This is a genomic window from Pseudomonas mosselii, from assembly GCF_005796105.1.
In the GTDB taxonomy this organism is placed as follows: domain Bacteria; phylum Pseudomonadota; class Gammaproteobacteria; order Pseudomonadales; family Pseudomonadaceae; genus Aquipseudomonas; species Aquipseudomonas mosselii_C.
Window position 1 is genome coordinate 562,610 of record NZ_VAUO01000001.1, and the last position, 15,951, is coordinate 578,560.

Sequence of the window (15,951 nt, forward strand, 5' to 3'; positions counted from 1 at the left end):
ATTGGTCGGCAGAGTGGTTGCTATGCTTTTTTGCATTTGTGCCAAACTGCCGTCGCAATTGGATTTGCCAAAGATATTTGGTTTGTTGGTTGAGTCAAACTGGCACATTTTTCCGAAGCATTCTCCGCTTACTTTTTATATGCTTTATGCACTGGATCACGGATGTTATGGCCATGCTTAAGGCAGACACTGCGCTTTACTCACCTTTTGCCAGGGGGCGGACATTCCAACCCCTGGTTTCTTTTTCGTGAGCCGACATTTTGAGCTACGCTGGGATCTTTCAATATAGCTCCTCGCTCCATGCCACTAGGCTGCGGGCAGGCGGCCCTTAACGTGCAGCAGGTGAAAAATGGAAAAGCCTCGAGTTGAGCAGTTGATTTTCTTGCCAGGTGCGTCGGGGCGAGTTGAATTCTGGCAGCCCTTGGCTAGCGCGTTGGAGTGTACCGCAGAGCAGATTTTTTTCGGGTATCCTGGGTTTGGAGGCGTTCCCGATGACCCTGAAGTCCAGGGGCTTTCTGATATCGTAGGACGCGTCGTATCACTGATCGATAAACCTACTGCGCTGATCGCTCAATCCATGGGTGGCGTAGTAGCAGTACAAGCCGCGAACGCGTGTTCAGGGCTGGTCTCTCACTTGGTTTTGACAGTCACATCCGGTGGCTTGGATATGAGCTCTTTTGGTGTTAGAGACTGGCGAGCGGACTTCAAGCATCAGTATGCATTTCCTAGCTGGTTTACGGGTTTTTCTTCTGATCTAACTGAAGAGATTAGCAGGATTGGCGCTCGAACCTTACTGCTTTGGGGTGACCAAGATCCTTACAGTCCGAAGGCGATTGGACGAAAGTTGGCCTCATTGATACCAGTCTCGGAACTGCATATTCTCCCTGATGGTGATCATGACTTGGGATGCAACAAGGCCAATGAGATTTCGGCGCTGATCGACATGCATCTCAAATCATGACTCACGATTCCCAAATTATTTCCCCGCTTCAGCTGCTCTTTTCTCGAGTGCCCTAGCTACCCCGTAAATCAGGCAGCCCGCCAGGGCCATTGCTGCGCCCACGTAGCCTGTAGAAGTCCAACCCCAGCCGGCGTTGATGGCGAGACCACAGATCCAAGGGCCAAGCGCGTTGGCAAAATTAAGGGCGGCATGGTTTGAAGCTGCAACCAGTGATTGCCCGTGCTTGCTGACATCCATGAGTCTCATTTGGAGGGCAGGGGTGAGTGCCACCATGCAGCCCAGCAGTAGCGCCCCAAACGTGACCCCTATCTTCGACGTCGATAGCAGAGGGAATGCGAATAGCACGACGACACTGAAAATCATCACTTGGTTTACAGCGAGGAATTTGTATTTATCGTATAACCAGCCACCAGCAAGGTTGCCGATCATGGTTCCGATGCCAAAGACGGCAAGCATCGGTGCAATCCAGTTTTCGCTGAGTCCGGTGACATGCAGGACGGTTGGTGCGAGGTAGCTGTAGACCCCAAACATGCCCGAAAAGCCAATGGCCCCAATTGCCAAGGCCAGCCATACCTGGGTGCTCTTGAACGATGCGATCTCCGCCTTGAAATTCATTCGGGCTTCATTCTCCACGTTAGGGGCGTGGCGGTAGAGCAAGATGAGGCTCAGAACACTCAAGACGGTGATGCTGCCAAACACCCAGCGCCACCCGAGCGCCTGGCCCAGGTATGTCGCTCCTGGTGCTCCAAGCAAAATGGCCGCAGTGACGCCAAGCAAAATACGACTTACAGCTTTTCCCCGTTTGTTAAACGGTGCCATCGAAGCAGCAATCGTCGCGGCAACGCCAAAGTATGCCGCGTGAGGGAAGCCTGCTATCAGGCGTGAGATCAAAAGTGTTTCATAGTTCGGTGCGAGCAGGCTGAGTGCGTTAGAAACGGTGTAGATTCCGAGTAGGAACAGGATCAGATTCCGTTTCTTAAGGTAGACGCCAACAAACACCATAATAGGTGCGCCGATGACTACGCCCAACGCGTAAGCGCTGATTAGATGTGCAACGGTTGTTTCTGGCCTAGCAAAGGCGGCGGACAGGTTAGAAAGCAATCCCATTACCGCAAATTCCCCAGTACATAGCGAAAATACGCCAAGAATCAGGGCGAGCTCTACAAGGGTCTTTTGATTTCTGAAGATCGACAAAGCACACACCTCACAAGGTAACGAGCAAAGCCGCACAGTAGAGGCAGAACTCTACGAGTACGGTTTGTTTTTAGGCGCTCGCTGCGCCCAGCGCTCAAAGCTGGCTATAAGAAGATAAGCGTGTTCAAGGCTTTTGTGTGTTTTGTGCCTGTGACCTCGACTCCGGCGCAAGTTAACATATAGGTGTCGGGTGTTGAAGGGGGGCGAGATTGTTTGCTGAATCTCATTGGTGTTCAGTGCTGATAATTTTAAATTATCATTGGTTTTCTAAGGTGCTGAGGAAAGCCAAGAGCGGTGCTGCAGATGCGGACTTTAGGGCTCTTGGCTTGCATTGCCTGTCAATGCTATTAGCTAAACGGCGGGAACATTTCTTCTGGCTTGAGTTCTTGCGCGGTATTTTCTGGTTGCAATCCTTCTTCTACTATTTCAATCCAGTGCTTTACGGGTTTTTTTCTGGCGCCACTTAAGTGGGTTTGGCAACCAATATTGGCCGTGACGATTTGGTCGGGCTTTCCACTTTCTAACGCCTTTAGCTTGTTTTCACGTAATTGGGTTGATAGTTCAGGCTGCGTAATCGAGTAAGTGCCTGCTGAGCCGCAGCATAGGTGGCCGTCTGGAACATTTGTCATTGTGAAACCAAACCGGGTGAGAATGTTCTCGACGGCTCCCCCTAACTTTTGTGCGTGTTGAAGGGTGCAGGGGCAGTGGAAGGCGATGCGCTGGTTCGCGCTAATTTTCAAGCTTTCGATTGGCTCTGCTCGAATGACTTCGGCAAGATCCTTGGCTAGAGAGCTGACGACTCGAGCTTTTTCTGCATAGAGCGCGTCTTCTTCCAGCAAGTGGCCGTAGTCACGAACGAATGCGCCGCACCCGCTTGCAGTTTGGACAATTGCCTCGACCCCTTTCTGTATTACTGGCCACCATGCATCTATGTTTCTTTTGGCTCGCTCTAAACCTTTGGTTTGTGCGTTTAGATGATAATCAACAGCCCCGCAGCATCCGGCTTCCGGAGCATTAATCACCGAAATTCCCAGTCTATCTAGCACCCTGGCGGCAGCCGCATTCGTGTTCGGTGATAAGGTTGGTTGAACACAACCTTCTAGCATCAAGACCTTGCGATCGTGATGTACACGAGGCCTTGGCTTTGGTGCGGTGGGCAAGGATGGTAATTTGCGTTTCAAGCTTTCTGGAAGTAACGGCCTGAGAACCATCCCTGTTGAGCACAAGGTCTTGAACAATGCGGGGCGTGGAATGACCGTTCGGATGCCAGCACGTAATGCCCTCTCGAAGAGCGGTCTTGGCACTTCTGCCTCGACAACGCTACGACCTATATCCAGGAGATTGTGATATTGCACACCTGAAGGGCAGGTTGTTTCACAGTTTCGGCATGACAAGCATCGATCTAGGTGCTTCTGGGTTTTAGCAGTTACTTCGTTGCCTTCAAGTACCTGTTTGATGAGATAGATGCGGCCTCGCGGCCCATCGAGCTCATCACCTAATAACTGGTAGGTTGGGCATGTTGCTGTGCAAAAGCCGCAGTGCACACAGGAACGGAGGATTTTTTCAGCTTCTTCTGCTCTTGGCAGATTTTTGGCTTCTTGACTGAGTACGGTCTGCATGTGATGTCCTACGCCTCCGAACCGACGCGGCCAGGGTTAAAAATGTTCTGAGGGTCGAACTGATTCTTTAGGTTTTTCTGGTATTTCATCAGCGCCTTGGAGATCGGGTGCAGTGATGAGTCACCTTGGGCATAGAGCGTCGCGTGCCCCCCTAGATGCTCCACAACCTCACGGATTGCGTCGGCGCTTTCATTCGTTTTCAGCCATCGTTGGGATCCTCCCCAGTCCAGGATCTGCTTCCCTGGAAGAATGTACGGGGAGACATTGCTTGGCAGCGAAAGGCGCCACAAAGGTTCCGCGCTTTTGAAAAAGTCTGTCTCGTGTTCGCGCAAATCTCTCCAGAAGCCGTTATCGAGAGGTTCACCTCCGAGCATGCTCAACGCAGATTTAACAGAGCCATCCCCGCCCTCGATACGCAAGTGGAGCAGCGAGCCGTCATGGCATGCGGCGCTGATAGGAATTGGCTGCTGCCCCCAGCGAGCAAGGTTGGCGAGAGCCTGAGCGGGATCCATATTGAGGGACAAGCTCGCAGAAGCACGAGGTTTAGGCAGCACTTTTAGGGAGACTTCAGTGATGACGCCGAGGGTGCCAAAACTTCCCGCCATCAGGCGTGAGAGGTCGTATCCTGCAACGTTCTTCATCACCTCACCGCCGAAGCGTAGTAGCTTGCCGTTCCCGATGATCACTTGGACACCGAGTACATAGTCCCTCACTGCTCCCGCCCAAGGACGGCGTGGGCCAGACAGCCCGGAGGCAACCATTCCGCCGACGGTTGCATCTGGCCCGAAATGCGGCGGCTCGAAGGGAAGCATCTGACCGGCATGATCCAATGCAGCTTCGATCTCCCACAACGACGTACCGGCACGAGCTGTGATTACGAGCTCGGTTGGATCGTAATTGACAATGCCGCGATGAATACGCGTGTCCAGCACTTCGCCAGAGACGTGGCCTCCAAGCATGTGTTTGCTGTTGCTGCCTTGGATGCGAAGGGGGATGTCTTCGTTAAGCGCGTAATTGACCTGTTCGAGAAGATCAGCGCTGTTGTCGTGATCGTATTGCATCAGAAGCGCTCCAGCTCAGGAAAGGGCAGATTGCCGTGGTGGATATGCATTGAGCCGAACTCAGCACATCGATTCAGCGTTGGAATGTTCTTTCCTGGATTGAGCAAATTGTGTTGGTCGAAGGCGTTTTTCACTGCGTGCATCAGGGTGATCTCGTCACCGTTGAACTGTGCGCACATTTGGTTGATTTTTTCTCGTCCTACGCCGTGCTCGCCTGTGATGCTCCCACCCACTTCAACACACAGCTCAAGGATTTTTCCTCCGAGCGCTTCAGCGCGTTCCAGTTCGCCTTCTTGGTTGGCATCGAAGAGGATCAGGGGGTGCATATTTCCGTCGCCCGCGTGGAATACGTTCGCTACTCGCAAGCCGTACTCATTGGAAAGCTCCTCGATTCCATTGAGAACACGAGGAAGCTGTCGACGTGGGATGGTTCCATCCATGCAGTAGTAGTCAGGAGAGATCCTGCCTACGGCAGGGAAGGCGTTCTTCCTGCCGGCCCAGAAACGTGTACGTTCTGCTTCATCGCGAGCGATCCGGACTTCGGTTGCGCCGGCTGATTCCAGAATGGTTTTGACGCGGTCGCAGTCTTCCTGCACATCTGCTTCAACGCCGTCCAGCTCGCACAGCAACATGGCTGCCGCTTCAACTGGATAGCCAGCATGGATGAAGTCCTCGCTGGCCCGGATAGAGAGGTTGTCCATCATCTCCAGTCCACCGGGAATGATGCCGGCGGCAATGATGTCAGCGACTGCTGCCCCTGCTTTTTTTACTGAGTCGAAGCTTGCAAGCAGCACTCGTGCGACCTGGGGTTTCGGAAGCAGCTTGACCGTCACTTCCGTGATTACGCCGAGCATTCCTTCCGACCCTGTGAAGAGAGCTAGCAGGTCAAGACCAGGGCTATCTAGCGCATCGCTACCCAGCGTAAGTGCCTCTCCCTCGATAGTGAGGATGTTGACCTTCAGGATGTTGTTAACGGTCAGTCCATATTTCAGGCAATGCACACCGCCCGCGTTTTCAGCCACGTTCCCGCCGATGGAGCACGCAATTTGTGAAGAGGGGTCTGGCGCGTAGTACAGGTCAAAAGGTGCCGCAGCTTGAGAGATAGCTAGGTTGCGAACACCTGGCTGAACCTTGGCAAAACGACCATGCGGATTCACTTCAATGATCTGGTTGAATCTCGCCATCACGAGAAGAATGCCTCGCTCGTGCGGCAAGGCGCCACCCGACAGTCCTGTCCCAGCTCCGCGAGCCACTACAGGGACGCGTAGCTCAAAGCAGGTTCTCAGGATGGTTTGCACCTGATCGATCTTGGTGGGTATCACGACCAGTAGAGGCATGACGCGATAGGCTGACAGGCCGTCGCATTCGTAAGGTCTGAGCTCTTCTGGGGAGGACAGGATTTCAAGATCAGGTATCGCTGTTGATAGCTGATTTAACACGTGGTCTTTGTCGACGTTGGGCAATGCACCATCGACACGCTCATCATGGAGAATGTTCATCGCGCTCTCGCGTTAGGCTTTTATTCTTGTGTGCTTTGCCCCTGTCTCAAATGGGTTGCGTCTGGCAGGAGCTAGGGGCGAACCCAACACTGAGCGGGTGCTTCCATCATGTCGACGACCAAGCGCTCTGGTACGACCAGTTTTTAGGGCCTCGACAACGAAGTTCCTATGGCTCAGGTCATGCGGGGGATAAAATGAGTCGCGTCGTCCTGCAATTCACGGCTGGTCGTACCAGTCCTCAGGAGTCTTGATGGAAAATTCGCACTCGGGCAAACAAGAAAAAACCCAAGTCGCTGACCAGGTAGCCGAACGCATTGAACGGTTGATCGTTGATGGGGTGATCAAGGTTGGCCAGGCGCTACCCTCTGAGCGACGTCTGATGTCCAAGATGGGCTGCTCACGTTCAGCGCTTCGCGAAGGACTCAGGATTCTTCGTGGTAGAGGGATTATCGACACCGAGCATGGCCGTGGCTCGTTTGTGGCGGATCTTTCCAATACCGAAGCCACCCAGCCGATGATGTATCTCTTTAGCTCCCAACGAAGAACCCTTTACGATTTGCTCGAGGTTAGAGCACTGCTCGAAGGTGAGTCAGCAAGGCTTGCTGCGCTCCGGGCCACGGATGTCGATCGGTTGCTGATCCGTAAGCGATACGAAGAAATGCTCTCCGCGCATTCAGATCCTCAGCATCATGATGCCAAGGAGCAAGCTAGGCTCGATCACGCTTTTCACAGATCGATCAGTGAAGCCTCTCACAACCCCGTCCTTGTTCACACGCTACAAGGCTTAAGCGAGCTAACCCTGAGTACGGTCTTCGCGTCCGTTAACAATCTCTACTGTCGACCTGCGCAAAAGCGTCAGATTGATAGGCAGCATTCGCGGCTTTATCACTCGGTGATGGAGCAGCTTCCCGAGCAGGCTCAGCGAGCTGCGCGCGACCACATCAATGGTATTCGAGACAGTCTTCGAGATATTGAGGATGAAGAGCAGAGATTGGTACGAGCTACGATGCGACTTGAGGGATGGCACTGACGGATGGGTCGTAAAGCATCTTGATGTGTCGTCGAAGTAGTGAGGAGGGGGGGAGAAATTTTAGGTTGTTAGGCTAGGCAGTAGCGCGGACTACTACCCAGCCTAACTGCCCCTTAGCGCTTATCGCGAATCGAGAAATTCGCCATATGCTCCAAGCCTTTGATCAACGCAGAATGATCCCATTCACCGCCACCCAGGGCGACACAAGTGCTAAACACCTGCTGTGCGTTTGATGTATTTGGCAGGTTCAGCCCAAGTTCCTTAGCGCCCTGCAGAGCTAGGTTCAGGTCTTTCTGGTGCAGGTTGATGCGGAAGCCTGGGTCGAAGGTTCCCTTAATCATGCGCTCAGCATGAACCTCAAGAATCTTCGAGGAGGCGAAGCCACCCATGAGCGCCTCGCGAACCTTGGCCGGGTCAGCTCCGTTCTTGGACGCGAACAACAGTGCTTCACTGACGGCCTGGATGTTGAGAGCAACGATGATCTGGTTGGCGACCTTGGCGGTTTGACCATCACCATTGGCGCCAACGCGATTGATGTTTTTACCCATCACTTCGAACAGCGGGTAAGCACGGTCGAATGCAGCTTGAGAACCACCCACCATGATGCTGAGGGTGCCCGCTTTAGCGCCTACTTCGCCACCAGACACTGGTGCATCCAGGTAGCTCGCACCAGTGGCGTTAATCTTCTCCGCAAACGCTTTGGTAGCGGTTGGCGAGATCGAGCTCATATCGATGACGATCTTGTTTGGGCCGATGCCTTCAGCAACGCCATTTTCCCCAAACAAAACGCTATCCACTTGAGGAGTGTCGGGCACCATCACAATGATGACTTCAGCTTCCTGGGCAACCTCTTTAGGGTTAGCCAGGCTGATCGCACCTGCGTTGACCAGGTCATCTGGTGCTGAGCTATGGTGAGTCGAAACGTAGACTTGGTGACCCGCTTTCTGCAGGTTCAAGGCCATGGGGCGACCCATGATGCCTGTGCCGATGAAGCCAACTTTTGCCATGATTCACTCCTTACGGATTGCGGTCTTGCCGCAATAAGTTGTGCGATCCCTAAGAGATCGCACCTGCACTAGCTTGCTTAGATCACATTGTGGGTTTTGAGCCAGCCAAGACCCGCTTCTGTCGTGGTCAAAGGCTTGTACTCTGCACCCACCCAACCTTGGTAACCGATCCGATCCAGGTGCTCGAACAGGAAGCGATAGTTGATTTCGCCGGTGCCTGGCTCGTTACGGCCAGGGTTGTCCGCGAGCTGGATGTGGTTGATTAGCTGCAGATTGGTTTCCATGGTGCGTGCCAGGTCGCCTTCCATGATCTGCATGTGGTAGATGTCGTACTGCAGGAACAGGTTATCGCTGCCGACTTTTGCCTGGATTTCCAAGGCCTGCTTCGTGGTGTTGAGGTAGAAGCCAGGGATGTCACGCGTGTTGATCATCTCCATGACAAGGCGGATCCCAGCAGCTTTCAGCTTGTCTGCAGCGTACTTTAGGTTGCTGATGAAGGTATTCTGCAGAAGCTCAGCATCTGCTCCCTTGGGAGTGATCCCAGCCAAGCAATTGATCTGACGATTACCCAGTACCTTCGCGTAAGCGATGGCTTGATCTACGCCTGCTTGGAACTCTTCGATTCGGTCGGGCAAGCAGGCAATACCACGCTCGCCTTTGGCCCAGTCCCCTGCTGGCAGATTGAAGAGCACCTGGGAGAGATTGTGCTTTTCCAACTGCTGCCAGATCTGTTCTGCTGGGAAATCGTATGGGAACAGATACTCGACGCCGCTAAAACCTGCTTGGGCAGCTGCGCCGAAGCGTGCAAGAAAGTCATGCTCGGTGAACAACATTGAAAGGTTGGCTGCTAAACGGGGCATTTGGCTTTCCTCTAAAATCTCAGGAGTTGCTGAGCGGAACGATCGAAGTAGGGGCATCGCTGGCGAAGACCGCCAGTTCCTCGAACTCGTTGACCGCATCGATCTCGGTGCCCATGGAAATGTTGGTCACACGCTCCAGAATCACTTCGACTACCACCGGTACGCGGTACTCGCGAGCCATTCGCTGGGCCTGACGCAGAGCCGGTGCAATTTCATGCGGCTCGGATACACGGAGGGCTTTGCAACCCAGTCCTTCGACTACAGCGACGTGATCGACACCATAGTTGCTGGCTTCGGTCGCGTTGATGTTCTCGAACGCCAGTTGTACGCAATAATCCATGTCGAAGCCGCGCTGAGCCTGACGGATCAAGCCAAGGTAAGCGTTGTTCACCAGCACGTGGACGTACGGCAGATTGAACTGCGCACCCACCGCCAACTCTTCGATCATGAACTGGAAATCGTAGTCACCCGACAGGGCGACGACGTTGCGGCTCGGGTCGGCTTTGACCACACCCAACGCTGCCGGGATTGTCCAGCCCAGCGGGCCAGCCTGGCCGCAGTTGATCCAGTGACGCGGCTTGTACACGTGCAGGAACTGCGCGCCGGCGATTTGCGAAAGGCCGATGGTGCTGATGTAGCAAGTGTCTTTGCCGAACACCTGGTTCATCTCTTCGTATACGCGTTGTGGCTTGACCGGCACATTGTCGAAGTGCGTTTTGCGCTGCATTGTGGCCTTACGCTGCTGGCAGCTCTCCAGCCATGCTTGGCGACACTTCAGCTTGCCAGCGGCTTTCCACTCGCGGGCCACTTCAAGGAATACATCCAGCGCCTTACCAGCGTCGGAAACGATACCCAGATCCGGAGTAAATACACGGCCGATCTGAGTGGGCTCGATGTCCACATGAACGAATTTTCGGCCCTTCGTGTAGACGTCGACAGAACCGGTGTGGCGGTTGGCCCAGCGATTGCCGATACCAAACACCAGATCAGATTCAAGCAAGGTAGCGTTGCCGTAACGGTGCGAGGTCTGCAGACCGACCATACCTACCATCTGCGCATGGTCGTCGGGGATGGTGCCCCAGCCCATCAGGGTCGGGATTACCGGTACGCCGGTCAGTTCGGCGAACTCTACCAACTTGTCGCTTGCGTCGGCGTTGATAATGCCGCCACCGGCTACCAGCAGTGGGCGCTCGGCGTCGTTCAGCAGGGCCAGGGCTTTTTCAGCCTGTACGCGAGTGGCGGACGGTTTGTTGATGGCCAGCGGCTCGTAGGCATCGATGTCGAATTCGATTTCGGCCATCTGCACGTCGAACGGCAGGTCGATCAGTACCGGGCCTGGGCGGCCGCTGCGCATTTCGAAGAAGGCTTTCTGGAAGGCGTAAGGCACCTGGCCCGGCTCCAGAACAGTGGTCGCCCACTTGGTCACCGGCTTGACGATGCTGGTGATGTCGACGGCCTGGAAGTCTTCCTTGTGCAGGCGCGCGCGCGGGGCCTGGCCAGTGATGCAGAGGATCGGAATGGAATCGGCCGAAGCACTGTACAGGCCGGTAACCATGTCGGTACCGGCTGGGCCAGAGGTGCCGATGCACACACCGATGTTGCCCGGGTTGGCACGGGTGTAGCCCTCGGCCATGTGCGAGGCGCCTTCGACGTGACGAGCGAGGACGTGATCAATGCCACCGACTTTCCTCAGGGCTGAATACAATGGGTTGATGGCAGCCCCCGGAATGCCGAACGCGGTATCTACACCTTCACGGCGCATGACCTGAACGGCTGCATCAATTGCTCTCATCTTAGGCATAGCATTTCCTCCGGAATAACAATATTTTTGTATTGGGTGTCAGTCTGGATCACTGCACTCTGGGCTTGAAGCCCCATAAATTTGTTTCTGTCGATATAAAAGGTATCGAATGGCGCGCCTTACAGAGCTTCAAAGCTTCATCCAGATAGCCCAGAAAGGCAGCTTTGCAGCTGCTGCGGTTAGCGAAGGTGTAACCGCCGCAATGCTCGGTCGCCGTTTGGATTCGCTCGAGAAACGGTTGGGCGTGAAACTCATGCATCGTTCGACTCGTGGGCTGCATCTGACAGAGCTTGGAGAGCAGCTCTTGGAGAGAGCGAAGTACCTGGTGCGAGAATTCGATGATATGGAAGCGAGCATCAGCAACAGCGCCAAGCACGTCGCTGGAAACCTGCTTGTATCTGCACCGGCTGCCTTTGGACGGGTGCACGTAGCTCCTCACGCACTTGGTTTTCATGAGAAATTTCCGAACCTCAAGCTGTCTTTCAACCTCACCGATAGCCTCGTGGACTTGGTGGGGGAGGGATACGATCTCAGCATCAGGATTGGCTGGGTAACCGACCCGAACTATGTTGCCGTGAAGCTTTTTTCTAACCGTCGAGTCGTGTGTGGCACCCCGGATTACTTCGCCAAACACGGCCGGCCGACGAGCTTGGAAGATCTGTCAAATCACAACTGCTTGGCCTTCACATCGCAGGGAGGCCAACCGCGAGGGTGGACGTTCCAGCGAGACGGGAAGCAGATTGCAATGCGAGTTAGTGGCAACATGGCCTGTAATGACGGTGAGCTGCTCTTCTCCTGGATGAGGCAAGGGCTGGGTATCGGGTGGCGCTCGACATGGGAGATCCACAAAGAGCTGGAGACAGGAGAGCTCGTCACGGTGCTGGATGAGTTTGCTTTGCCTGACTACGACATCCAGGCTGTCTATCCACAGCAGAGATTCCTTCCAGCGAAGGTGAGGCATTTCATTGACTACCTGAAATCCGTCTATCAACGCCCGGACTACTGGTTGTAGTCATACAGCTCGGAAGGGTGGTGGGCTGGCCATGACCCAGTCCACCACCCACCTTGTCACTTCAGCTGGAAGATCGCTTCGATCTCAACTGCCATTCCAGAGGGAAGCGAAGACGCTCCGGTGGCAATTCGGGCGTGCTGGCCTGAGGTACCGAGTACCTTGGCGATCAGATCCGAAGCAGCATCCAGAACCTGGGAGTGGGCAGTGAAATCTTCGGCGCTGTTTACCACGCCGGCCAGCCTTACTGCGGTCACTACCTTGGATGGATCGTCGCCAGTCGCATGTGCGAGGTGACCCAATACGTTCAGTGCACACAGTTGAGCAGCTTCACGGCCTTGCTCGATGGTCAGTTCGCGCCCAACACGGCCAGAGAATTTCAGCTCACCGTTGATTCGTGGAGCCTGCCCGGCGACGAACAGCAGATCACCTGCTTTGATGGCTGGAACGTAGCTGCCACGAGGAGCGTTGGTAGCTGGCAGTTCCAGTTTCAACTCTTTCAGTGCTTCGGTAAAAGTGCGGTAACTCATTTAAGCTGTCTCCAGTCGCCTTGATGGCCTTGCCAGTTGATCGAATGGCCCAACGTGCGCATCACGCTGCCACGCAGTGCCCTGACCATTCCTTCGTATTCCTGCATCGCGATACCGTCATGAGCTGGCTCCGGGCCCATGAACATGCCGTCGACACCACCGTGAGCAACACACAATTCAGTGCTACGGGTTTCGATCTCGGGCTCATGGAACACCACTGGGTTCTCGAGCAGTGCTGAGAGGGCGGCCACAATGCCGGTGGCACCCCAGTTCGAAATATTCGAGATTACGAGCCACTCAGCAGCAGTCACTGCGCCCACACCTCCACGGCCAGGAGTGCCGCAATCCACTGCTTTTGGGGAGAAGGTTGGTAGCTCTTTGGAAATGACGCCCATCCCGAGCTCATTACCGCCGTCGCCAATACCCAAGGTCATGAGGCCTTGGTTTTTTGCCTTGTTGAAGAGGTAATCCAGATCACCGACCATACCGTCGAGTGGGCGACCACCCAGGCCGTGATAAAGACCATTGACGTTGCAGCCTGGTCGTTCAATTGAGAGCAGCAGGGATGGCTGAGTAATTTCCAAAAGCTCATCACTGGCTCTATGGCAGGCAGCCTTTTCTTTGGAGACAGGCTTGATATAAACCGGACGCAGGTACTCAATCGCGTCCGCTTTACCCGATTCTGGCAACAGACGTGGGGCAAGGCCAGCGCCTCGGCAGGTGGCCATCATCATCTCAACCCAGTCCTCGTCAATCACGATGACTGTCATGACGCCGAGACCTAGGAAGATGGCTCGGGCCAGAAGGGCAGCACCAATGGGGCCGTCAGTTTCCGGAACACCGCCACCTTCCGGAAATCCGGTTAGGATGGCAATCGGACGATCAGGATGAGATTTAGCAGCTTCAACCAGGCGCTCGGCGGCGCCCATGCAGCAAAATCCTGGTTGGTTTTTCTGCAAGGCTGCATACAGGTTTGAAATCAGACCGACGCCGGTGAAGTCGATTTTCATGAAGTCGTCGATGGTTTGCGCGACTCGTCGATATTGAGCGCTATCAGGCTTGAGCATGATCAGTCCCTTTTCGGTTTGAAGGTGTACGCTCACTGAGCGGTGATGATTTCTGCGTAGAGCTCGGGGTCTACGTTGCCGCCGCTCAGCACGACCACGGTTGTGCGGCCACGAGTTTCGACACGACCTTCAAGTACTGCGGCCAGGCCTACTGCTCCACCTGGTTCAAGAATTAGCTTGAGCTTGTCGTAAGCCACTCGCATGGCCTTACGGACTTCTTCATCGGTGACTACCAGGCTGCCTGCCAGTAGGCGTTGATTGATGTCGAAGGTCAGGTCACCTGGAGTAACAACCTGCAGGGCATCGCAGATCGATTGGGCGCCTGGGGCATTGCTTTCACGCTTGCCGCTAGCCAGCGACCGAGCCAGTTCGTCGAAGCCAGCGGGTTCAACGGCGTATACCTGGGTGCTTTCGCACTTGGCACGTACGGCGGTTGCAACGCCTGCGATCAAGCCGCCGCCACTGCATGCCGCTAGGACGCTGTCGGCTTTGATGCCCAAATGCTCAAGGTCTTCCATGATCTCCAGTCCGACGGTGCCCTGGCCGGCGATGATAAATGGATCGTTGTAGGGCGGAACCATGGTGGCGCCGGTGCGGTTCGCAATTTCAGCGCCGATAGCTTCACGGTCATCCTTTTGGCGATCGTAGAGGATGACGGTCGCGCCGTTGGCTCGAGCACCTTTGATCTTGGCTTGAGGCGCATCTGACGGCATGATGATCGTGGCGGGGATGTTCAAGATTCGGCCGACCGCCGATGTTGCCAGTGCGTGGTTGCCTGACGAGAACGCGACCACACCTGCGCGCTGTTGCTTTGCGGATAATTGAAGCAAGCGATTGCACGCACCACGGAACTTGAAGGATGCAGTGCGTTGCAGTACCTCAGGCTTGAACAGCAACCGACCACCGACCAGCTCATTGAGCTCTGGGCTTTCCAGCAGTGGCGTTCGCGCCGCGTAATCTTTAATCCTGACTGCGGCCTCCTCGATGTCTTTCAGTGTAGGAGGAACCGGCCGTTCGCCTTTTTCAATACTGGACATATAAATACCTTTTTATTTGATCGCAACAGAGCTCGCCTTGACGCTGGAAAAGAGTGTATGGACGTGTTTCAAAGGCTGTAAATTAAATAAAATTACGCAAGGCTGTTAAGGAAAGTTGAACAGATGTCTGGAGATGATCGATGAACACCAAGCTTCTCGAGACGTTTGTCGAGCTGGCACGAACGCCACACTTGCGAAAATTAGCTGAACGCCTTCATGCCACGCCGTCTGCACTATCAATGAGAGTGAAGAACCTTGAAGAGCAGTTAGGGGTATCGCTTTTCACGTCTGATAATAAAACCCTTTCACTGACGGAGGAGGGGAGGCGTTTATTGCCTTACGCCGAGGCTGCCATCGCGTCGCTCCAGGAGTTTATTGGTGCGGCTTCGCAAGTATCTGGAGTTGGGGGAGTCGTACGGGTTGGACTAATTGAAGCTGCGGTGTACACCTTGTTACCTGAGCTAGTGCGACGCACCAAAGCAGATCTGCCAAATGTCAACGTAACCTGGGTCGTAGGGCTGACCGCAGATCTTCTTGAGCAGCTCAACAAAGGCGAGCTGGACTTAGTGCTGTCCCTTGATCGGCAGCCTCAGAATCCGTATGCCGTTGCTGAGAGTCTCCTCACCCTGGCGACAAGGTGGATAGGCAAGACTGGCTTGGTTCAAAATCCGGATGAAGAATCTTTTATCTTTTCTCATCAGATCCTTACTCCTATGGGGAACACTGCCCCCTCAGATGATGCTGCTCGGACGGTGCAAAAGCTCGCGTTCAAGTACGGCGTCAACCCGACAACCATCCAGTTGTCGAGCTCTCCGTCGATTTCCGCACTTATCACCCTGATTCGTAACGGTATAGGAATTGGCGTTTTGCCTGCTGTTTTAGTGAAAGAGTACCTTGCGAATGGTGAGCTGGAGGTGCTCCCGGTGACGCCTCCGCCTCCTATGGTCATCCACCGTTGGCACCTAACCAACGCCTCGCCAGCCACTCTCAAGGTTGCCGAGGTGGTATCAGTAGTCGCGTCTCACCTCGATGAGGCGGATTCGGAGAGCGTGTGTAAAGGCCCGAAATTCGATAGGTAAAGAGTCTGATAGCGCGTTTAGCTCATGCTGATAAGCACCCATTATCAGAGACAATAGCTAATGAAAATTTGACGTTATCGAAGGTCGGCGCGAGGATGACACTCAGCGCGATGAGCACGCTCAACACGATGTTGAAATGCTAGATCAAACGTTGGATTACCCAAGCGTTTCATCAGTATCTGTGTGCACTAAGCCGA

At 54.4% G+C, this 15,951-nt stretch carries 14 protein-coding genes; 4 read left to right on the top strand and 10 right to left on the bottom strand.

Features of this window, described 5'->3' with window-relative positions; all coding sequences use genetic code 11:
* Window positions 1–349 precede the first annotated feature (349 nt).
* Window positions 350–961 (top strand): alpha/beta fold hydrolase, encoded by a 612-nt coding sequence (locus FEM01_RS02640; RefSeq protein ID WP_138217724.1) that lies wholly within the window; start codon window positions 350–352, stop codon window positions 959–961.
* Between the two features lie 15 nt (window positions 962–976).
* On the opposite strand, the gene FEM01_RS02645 is transcribed toward FEM01_RS02640, so the two are convergent.
* The 4 genes from FEM01_RS02645 to glcD all read right to left on the bottom strand — a co-directional run bounded on the left by FEM01_RS02645 (window position 977) and on the right by glcD (window position 6,334).
* The gene (locus FEM01_RS02645; RefSeq protein WP_240791701.1) at window positions 977–2,155 is read right to left on the bottom strand and encodes an MFS transporter; all 1,179 of its coding nucleotides are present in this window, start codon (window positions 2,153–2,155) and stop codon (window positions 977–979) included.
* Between the two features lie 347 nt (window positions 2,156–2,502).
* On the bottom strand, window positions 2,503–3,774 hold the full coding sequence (glcF, locus tag FEM01_RS02650; RefSeq protein WP_138217725.1) for a glycolate oxidase subunit GlcF: 1,272 nt from the start codon (window positions 3,772–3,774) through the stop codon (window positions 2,503–2,505).
* Window positions 3,775–3,782: 8 nt separating this feature from the next.
* Window positions 3,783–4,835, bottom strand: a complete 1,053-nt coding sequence (gene glcE / locus FEM01_RS02655) for a glycolate oxidase subunit GlcE (RefSeq protein ID WP_138217726.1) — start codon at window positions 4,833–4,835, stop codon at window positions 3,783–3,785.
* Complete coding sequence (glcD, locus tag FEM01_RS02660) at window positions 4,835–6,334, bottom strand: glycolate oxidase subunit GlcD (RefSeq protein ID WP_138217727.1); 1,500 nt, start codon at window positions 6,332–6,334, stop codon at window positions 4,835–4,837. The genes glcE and glcD overlap by 1 nt, the downstream gene beginning before the upstream one ends.
* A gap of 250 nt (window positions 6,335–6,584) precedes the next feature.
* On the opposite strand from glcD, the gene glcC reads away from it, so the two are divergent.
* Complete coding sequence (glcC, locus tag FEM01_RS02665; protein WP_138217728.1) at window positions 6,585–7,364, top strand: transcriptional regulator GlcC; 780 nt, start codon at window positions 6,585–6,587, stop codon at window positions 7,362–7,364.
* A gap of 113 nt (window positions 7,365–7,477) precedes the next feature.
* Here the strand turns inward: glcC and FEM01_RS02670 are convergent, their stop codons facing one another.
* The 3 genes from FEM01_RS02670 to gcl form a co-directional block, all read right to left on the bottom strand.
* Window positions 7,478–8,371, bottom strand: a complete 894-nt coding sequence (locus FEM01_RS02670) for a 2-hydroxy-3-oxopropionate reductase (RefSeq protein WP_138217729.1) — start codon at window positions 8,369–8,371, stop codon at window positions 7,478–7,480.
* A gap of 77 nt (window positions 8,372–8,448) precedes the next feature.
* Entirely contained in the window at window positions 8,449–9,231 is a 783-nt protein-coding gene (gene hyi, locus FEM01_RS02675; RefSeq protein WP_138217730.1) for a hydroxypyruvate isomerase, read from the bottom strand.
* 19 nt (window positions 9,232–9,250) lie between these two features.
* Window positions 9,251–11,032: a glyoxylate carboligase gene (gene gcl / locus FEM01_RS02680; protein WP_138217731.1), complete on the bottom strand. Its 1,782-nt coding sequence runs from the start codon at window positions 11,030–11,032 to the stop codon at window positions 9,251–9,253.
* Between the two features lie 109 nt (window positions 11,033–11,141).
* Between gcl and FEM01_RS02685 the strand changes: the two genes are divergently transcribed.
* Window positions 11,142–12,044, top strand: a complete 903-nt coding sequence (locus FEM01_RS02685) for a LysR family transcriptional regulator (RefSeq protein WP_138217732.1) — start codon at window positions 11,142–11,144, stop codon at window positions 12,042–12,044.
* Between the two features lie 56 nt (window positions 12,045–12,100).
* Here the strand turns inward: FEM01_RS02685 and FEM01_RS02690 are convergent, their stop codons facing one another.
* Genes FEM01_RS02690 through FEM01_RS02700 form a run of 3 tightly spaced genes read right to left on the bottom strand, consistent with a single transcriptional unit; the run spans window position 12,101 to window position 14,675 of the window.
* Complete coding sequence (locus FEM01_RS02690; RefSeq protein WP_138217733.1) at window positions 12,101–12,571, bottom strand: RidA family protein; 471 nt, start codon at window positions 12,569–12,571, stop codon at window positions 12,101–12,103.
* Window positions 12,568–13,638 (bottom strand): glutamate cyclase domain-containing protein, encoded by a 1,071-nt coding sequence (locus FEM01_RS02695; protein WP_138217734.1) that lies wholly within the window; start codon window positions 13,636–13,638, stop codon window positions 12,568–12,570. The genes FEM01_RS02690 and FEM01_RS02695 overlap by 4 nt, the downstream gene beginning before the upstream one ends.
* A gap of 32 nt (window positions 13,639–13,670) precedes the next feature.
* A complete protein-coding gene (locus tag FEM01_RS02700; protein WP_138217735.1) occupies window positions 13,671–14,675 on the bottom strand; it encodes a threonine ammonia-lyase in 1,005 nt (334 codons plus the stop codon).
* 140 nt (window positions 14,676–14,815) lie between these two features.
* On the opposite strand from FEM01_RS02700, the gene FEM01_RS02705 reads away from it, so the two are divergent.
* Window positions 14,816–15,754: a LysR family transcriptional regulator gene (locus FEM01_RS02705; RefSeq protein ID WP_138217736.1), complete on the top strand. Its 939-nt coding sequence runs from the start codon at window positions 14,816–14,818 to the stop codon at window positions 15,752–15,754.
* The last annotated feature ends 197 nt before the right edge of the window (window positions 15,755–15,951 follow it).

What these genes read in the sequence shown, in the direction of transcription:
- FEM01_RS02640 (WP_138217724.1), top strand. Translation starts at nt 350, where the DNA reads ATGGAAAAGCCTCGAGTTGAGCAGTTGATTTTCTTGCCAGGTGCGTCG.
- FEM01_RS02700 (WP_138217735.1), bottom strand. Translation starts at nt 14,675, where the DNA reads ATGTCCAGTATTGAAAAAGGCGAACGGCCGGTTCCTCCTACACTGAAA.
- FEM01_RS02685 (WP_138217732.1), top strand. Translation starts at nt 11,142, where the DNA reads ATGGCGCGCCTTACAGAGCTTCAAAGCTTCATCCAGATAGCCCAGAAA.
- FEM01_RS02705 (WP_138217736.1), top strand. Translation starts at nt 14,816, where the DNA reads ATGAACACCAAGCTTCTCGAGACGTTTGTCGAGCTGGCACGAACGCCA.
- glcE (WP_138217726.1), bottom strand. Translation starts at nt 4,835, where the DNA reads ATGCAATACGATCACGACAACAGCGCTGATCTTCTCGAACAGGTCAAT.
- glcC (WP_138217728.1), top strand. Translation starts at nt 6,585, where the DNA reads ATGGAAAATTCGCACTCGGGCAAACAAGAAAAAACCCAAGTCGCTGAC.
- hyi (WP_138217730.1), bottom strand. Translation starts at nt 9,231, where the DNA reads ATGCCCCGTTTAGCAGCCAACCTTTCAATGTTGTTCACCGAGCATGAC.
- gcl (WP_138217731.1), bottom strand. Translation starts at nt 11,032, where the DNA reads ATGCCTAAGATGAGAGCAATTGATGCAGCCGTTCAGGTCATGCGCCGT.
- glcF (WP_138217725.1), bottom strand. Translation starts at nt 3,774, where the DNA reads ATGCAGACCGTACTCAGTCAAGAAGCCAAAAATCTGCCAAGAGCAGAA.
- FEM01_RS02670 (WP_138217729.1), bottom strand. Translation starts at nt 8,371, where the DNA reads ATGGCAAAAGTTGGCTTCATCGGCACAGGCATCATGGGTCGCCCCATG.
- glcD (WP_138217727.1), bottom strand. Translation starts at nt 6,334, where the DNA reads ATGAACATTCTCCATGATGAGCGTGTCGATGGTGCATTGCCCAACGTC.
- FEM01_RS02695 (WP_138217734.1), bottom strand. Translation starts at nt 13,638, where the DNA reads ATGCTCAAGCCTGATAGCGCTCAATATCGACGAGTCGCGCAAACCATC.
- FEM01_RS02690 (WP_138217733.1), bottom strand. Translation starts at nt 12,571, where the DNA reads ATGAGTTACCGCACTTTTACCGAAGCACTGAAAGAGTTGAAACTGGAA.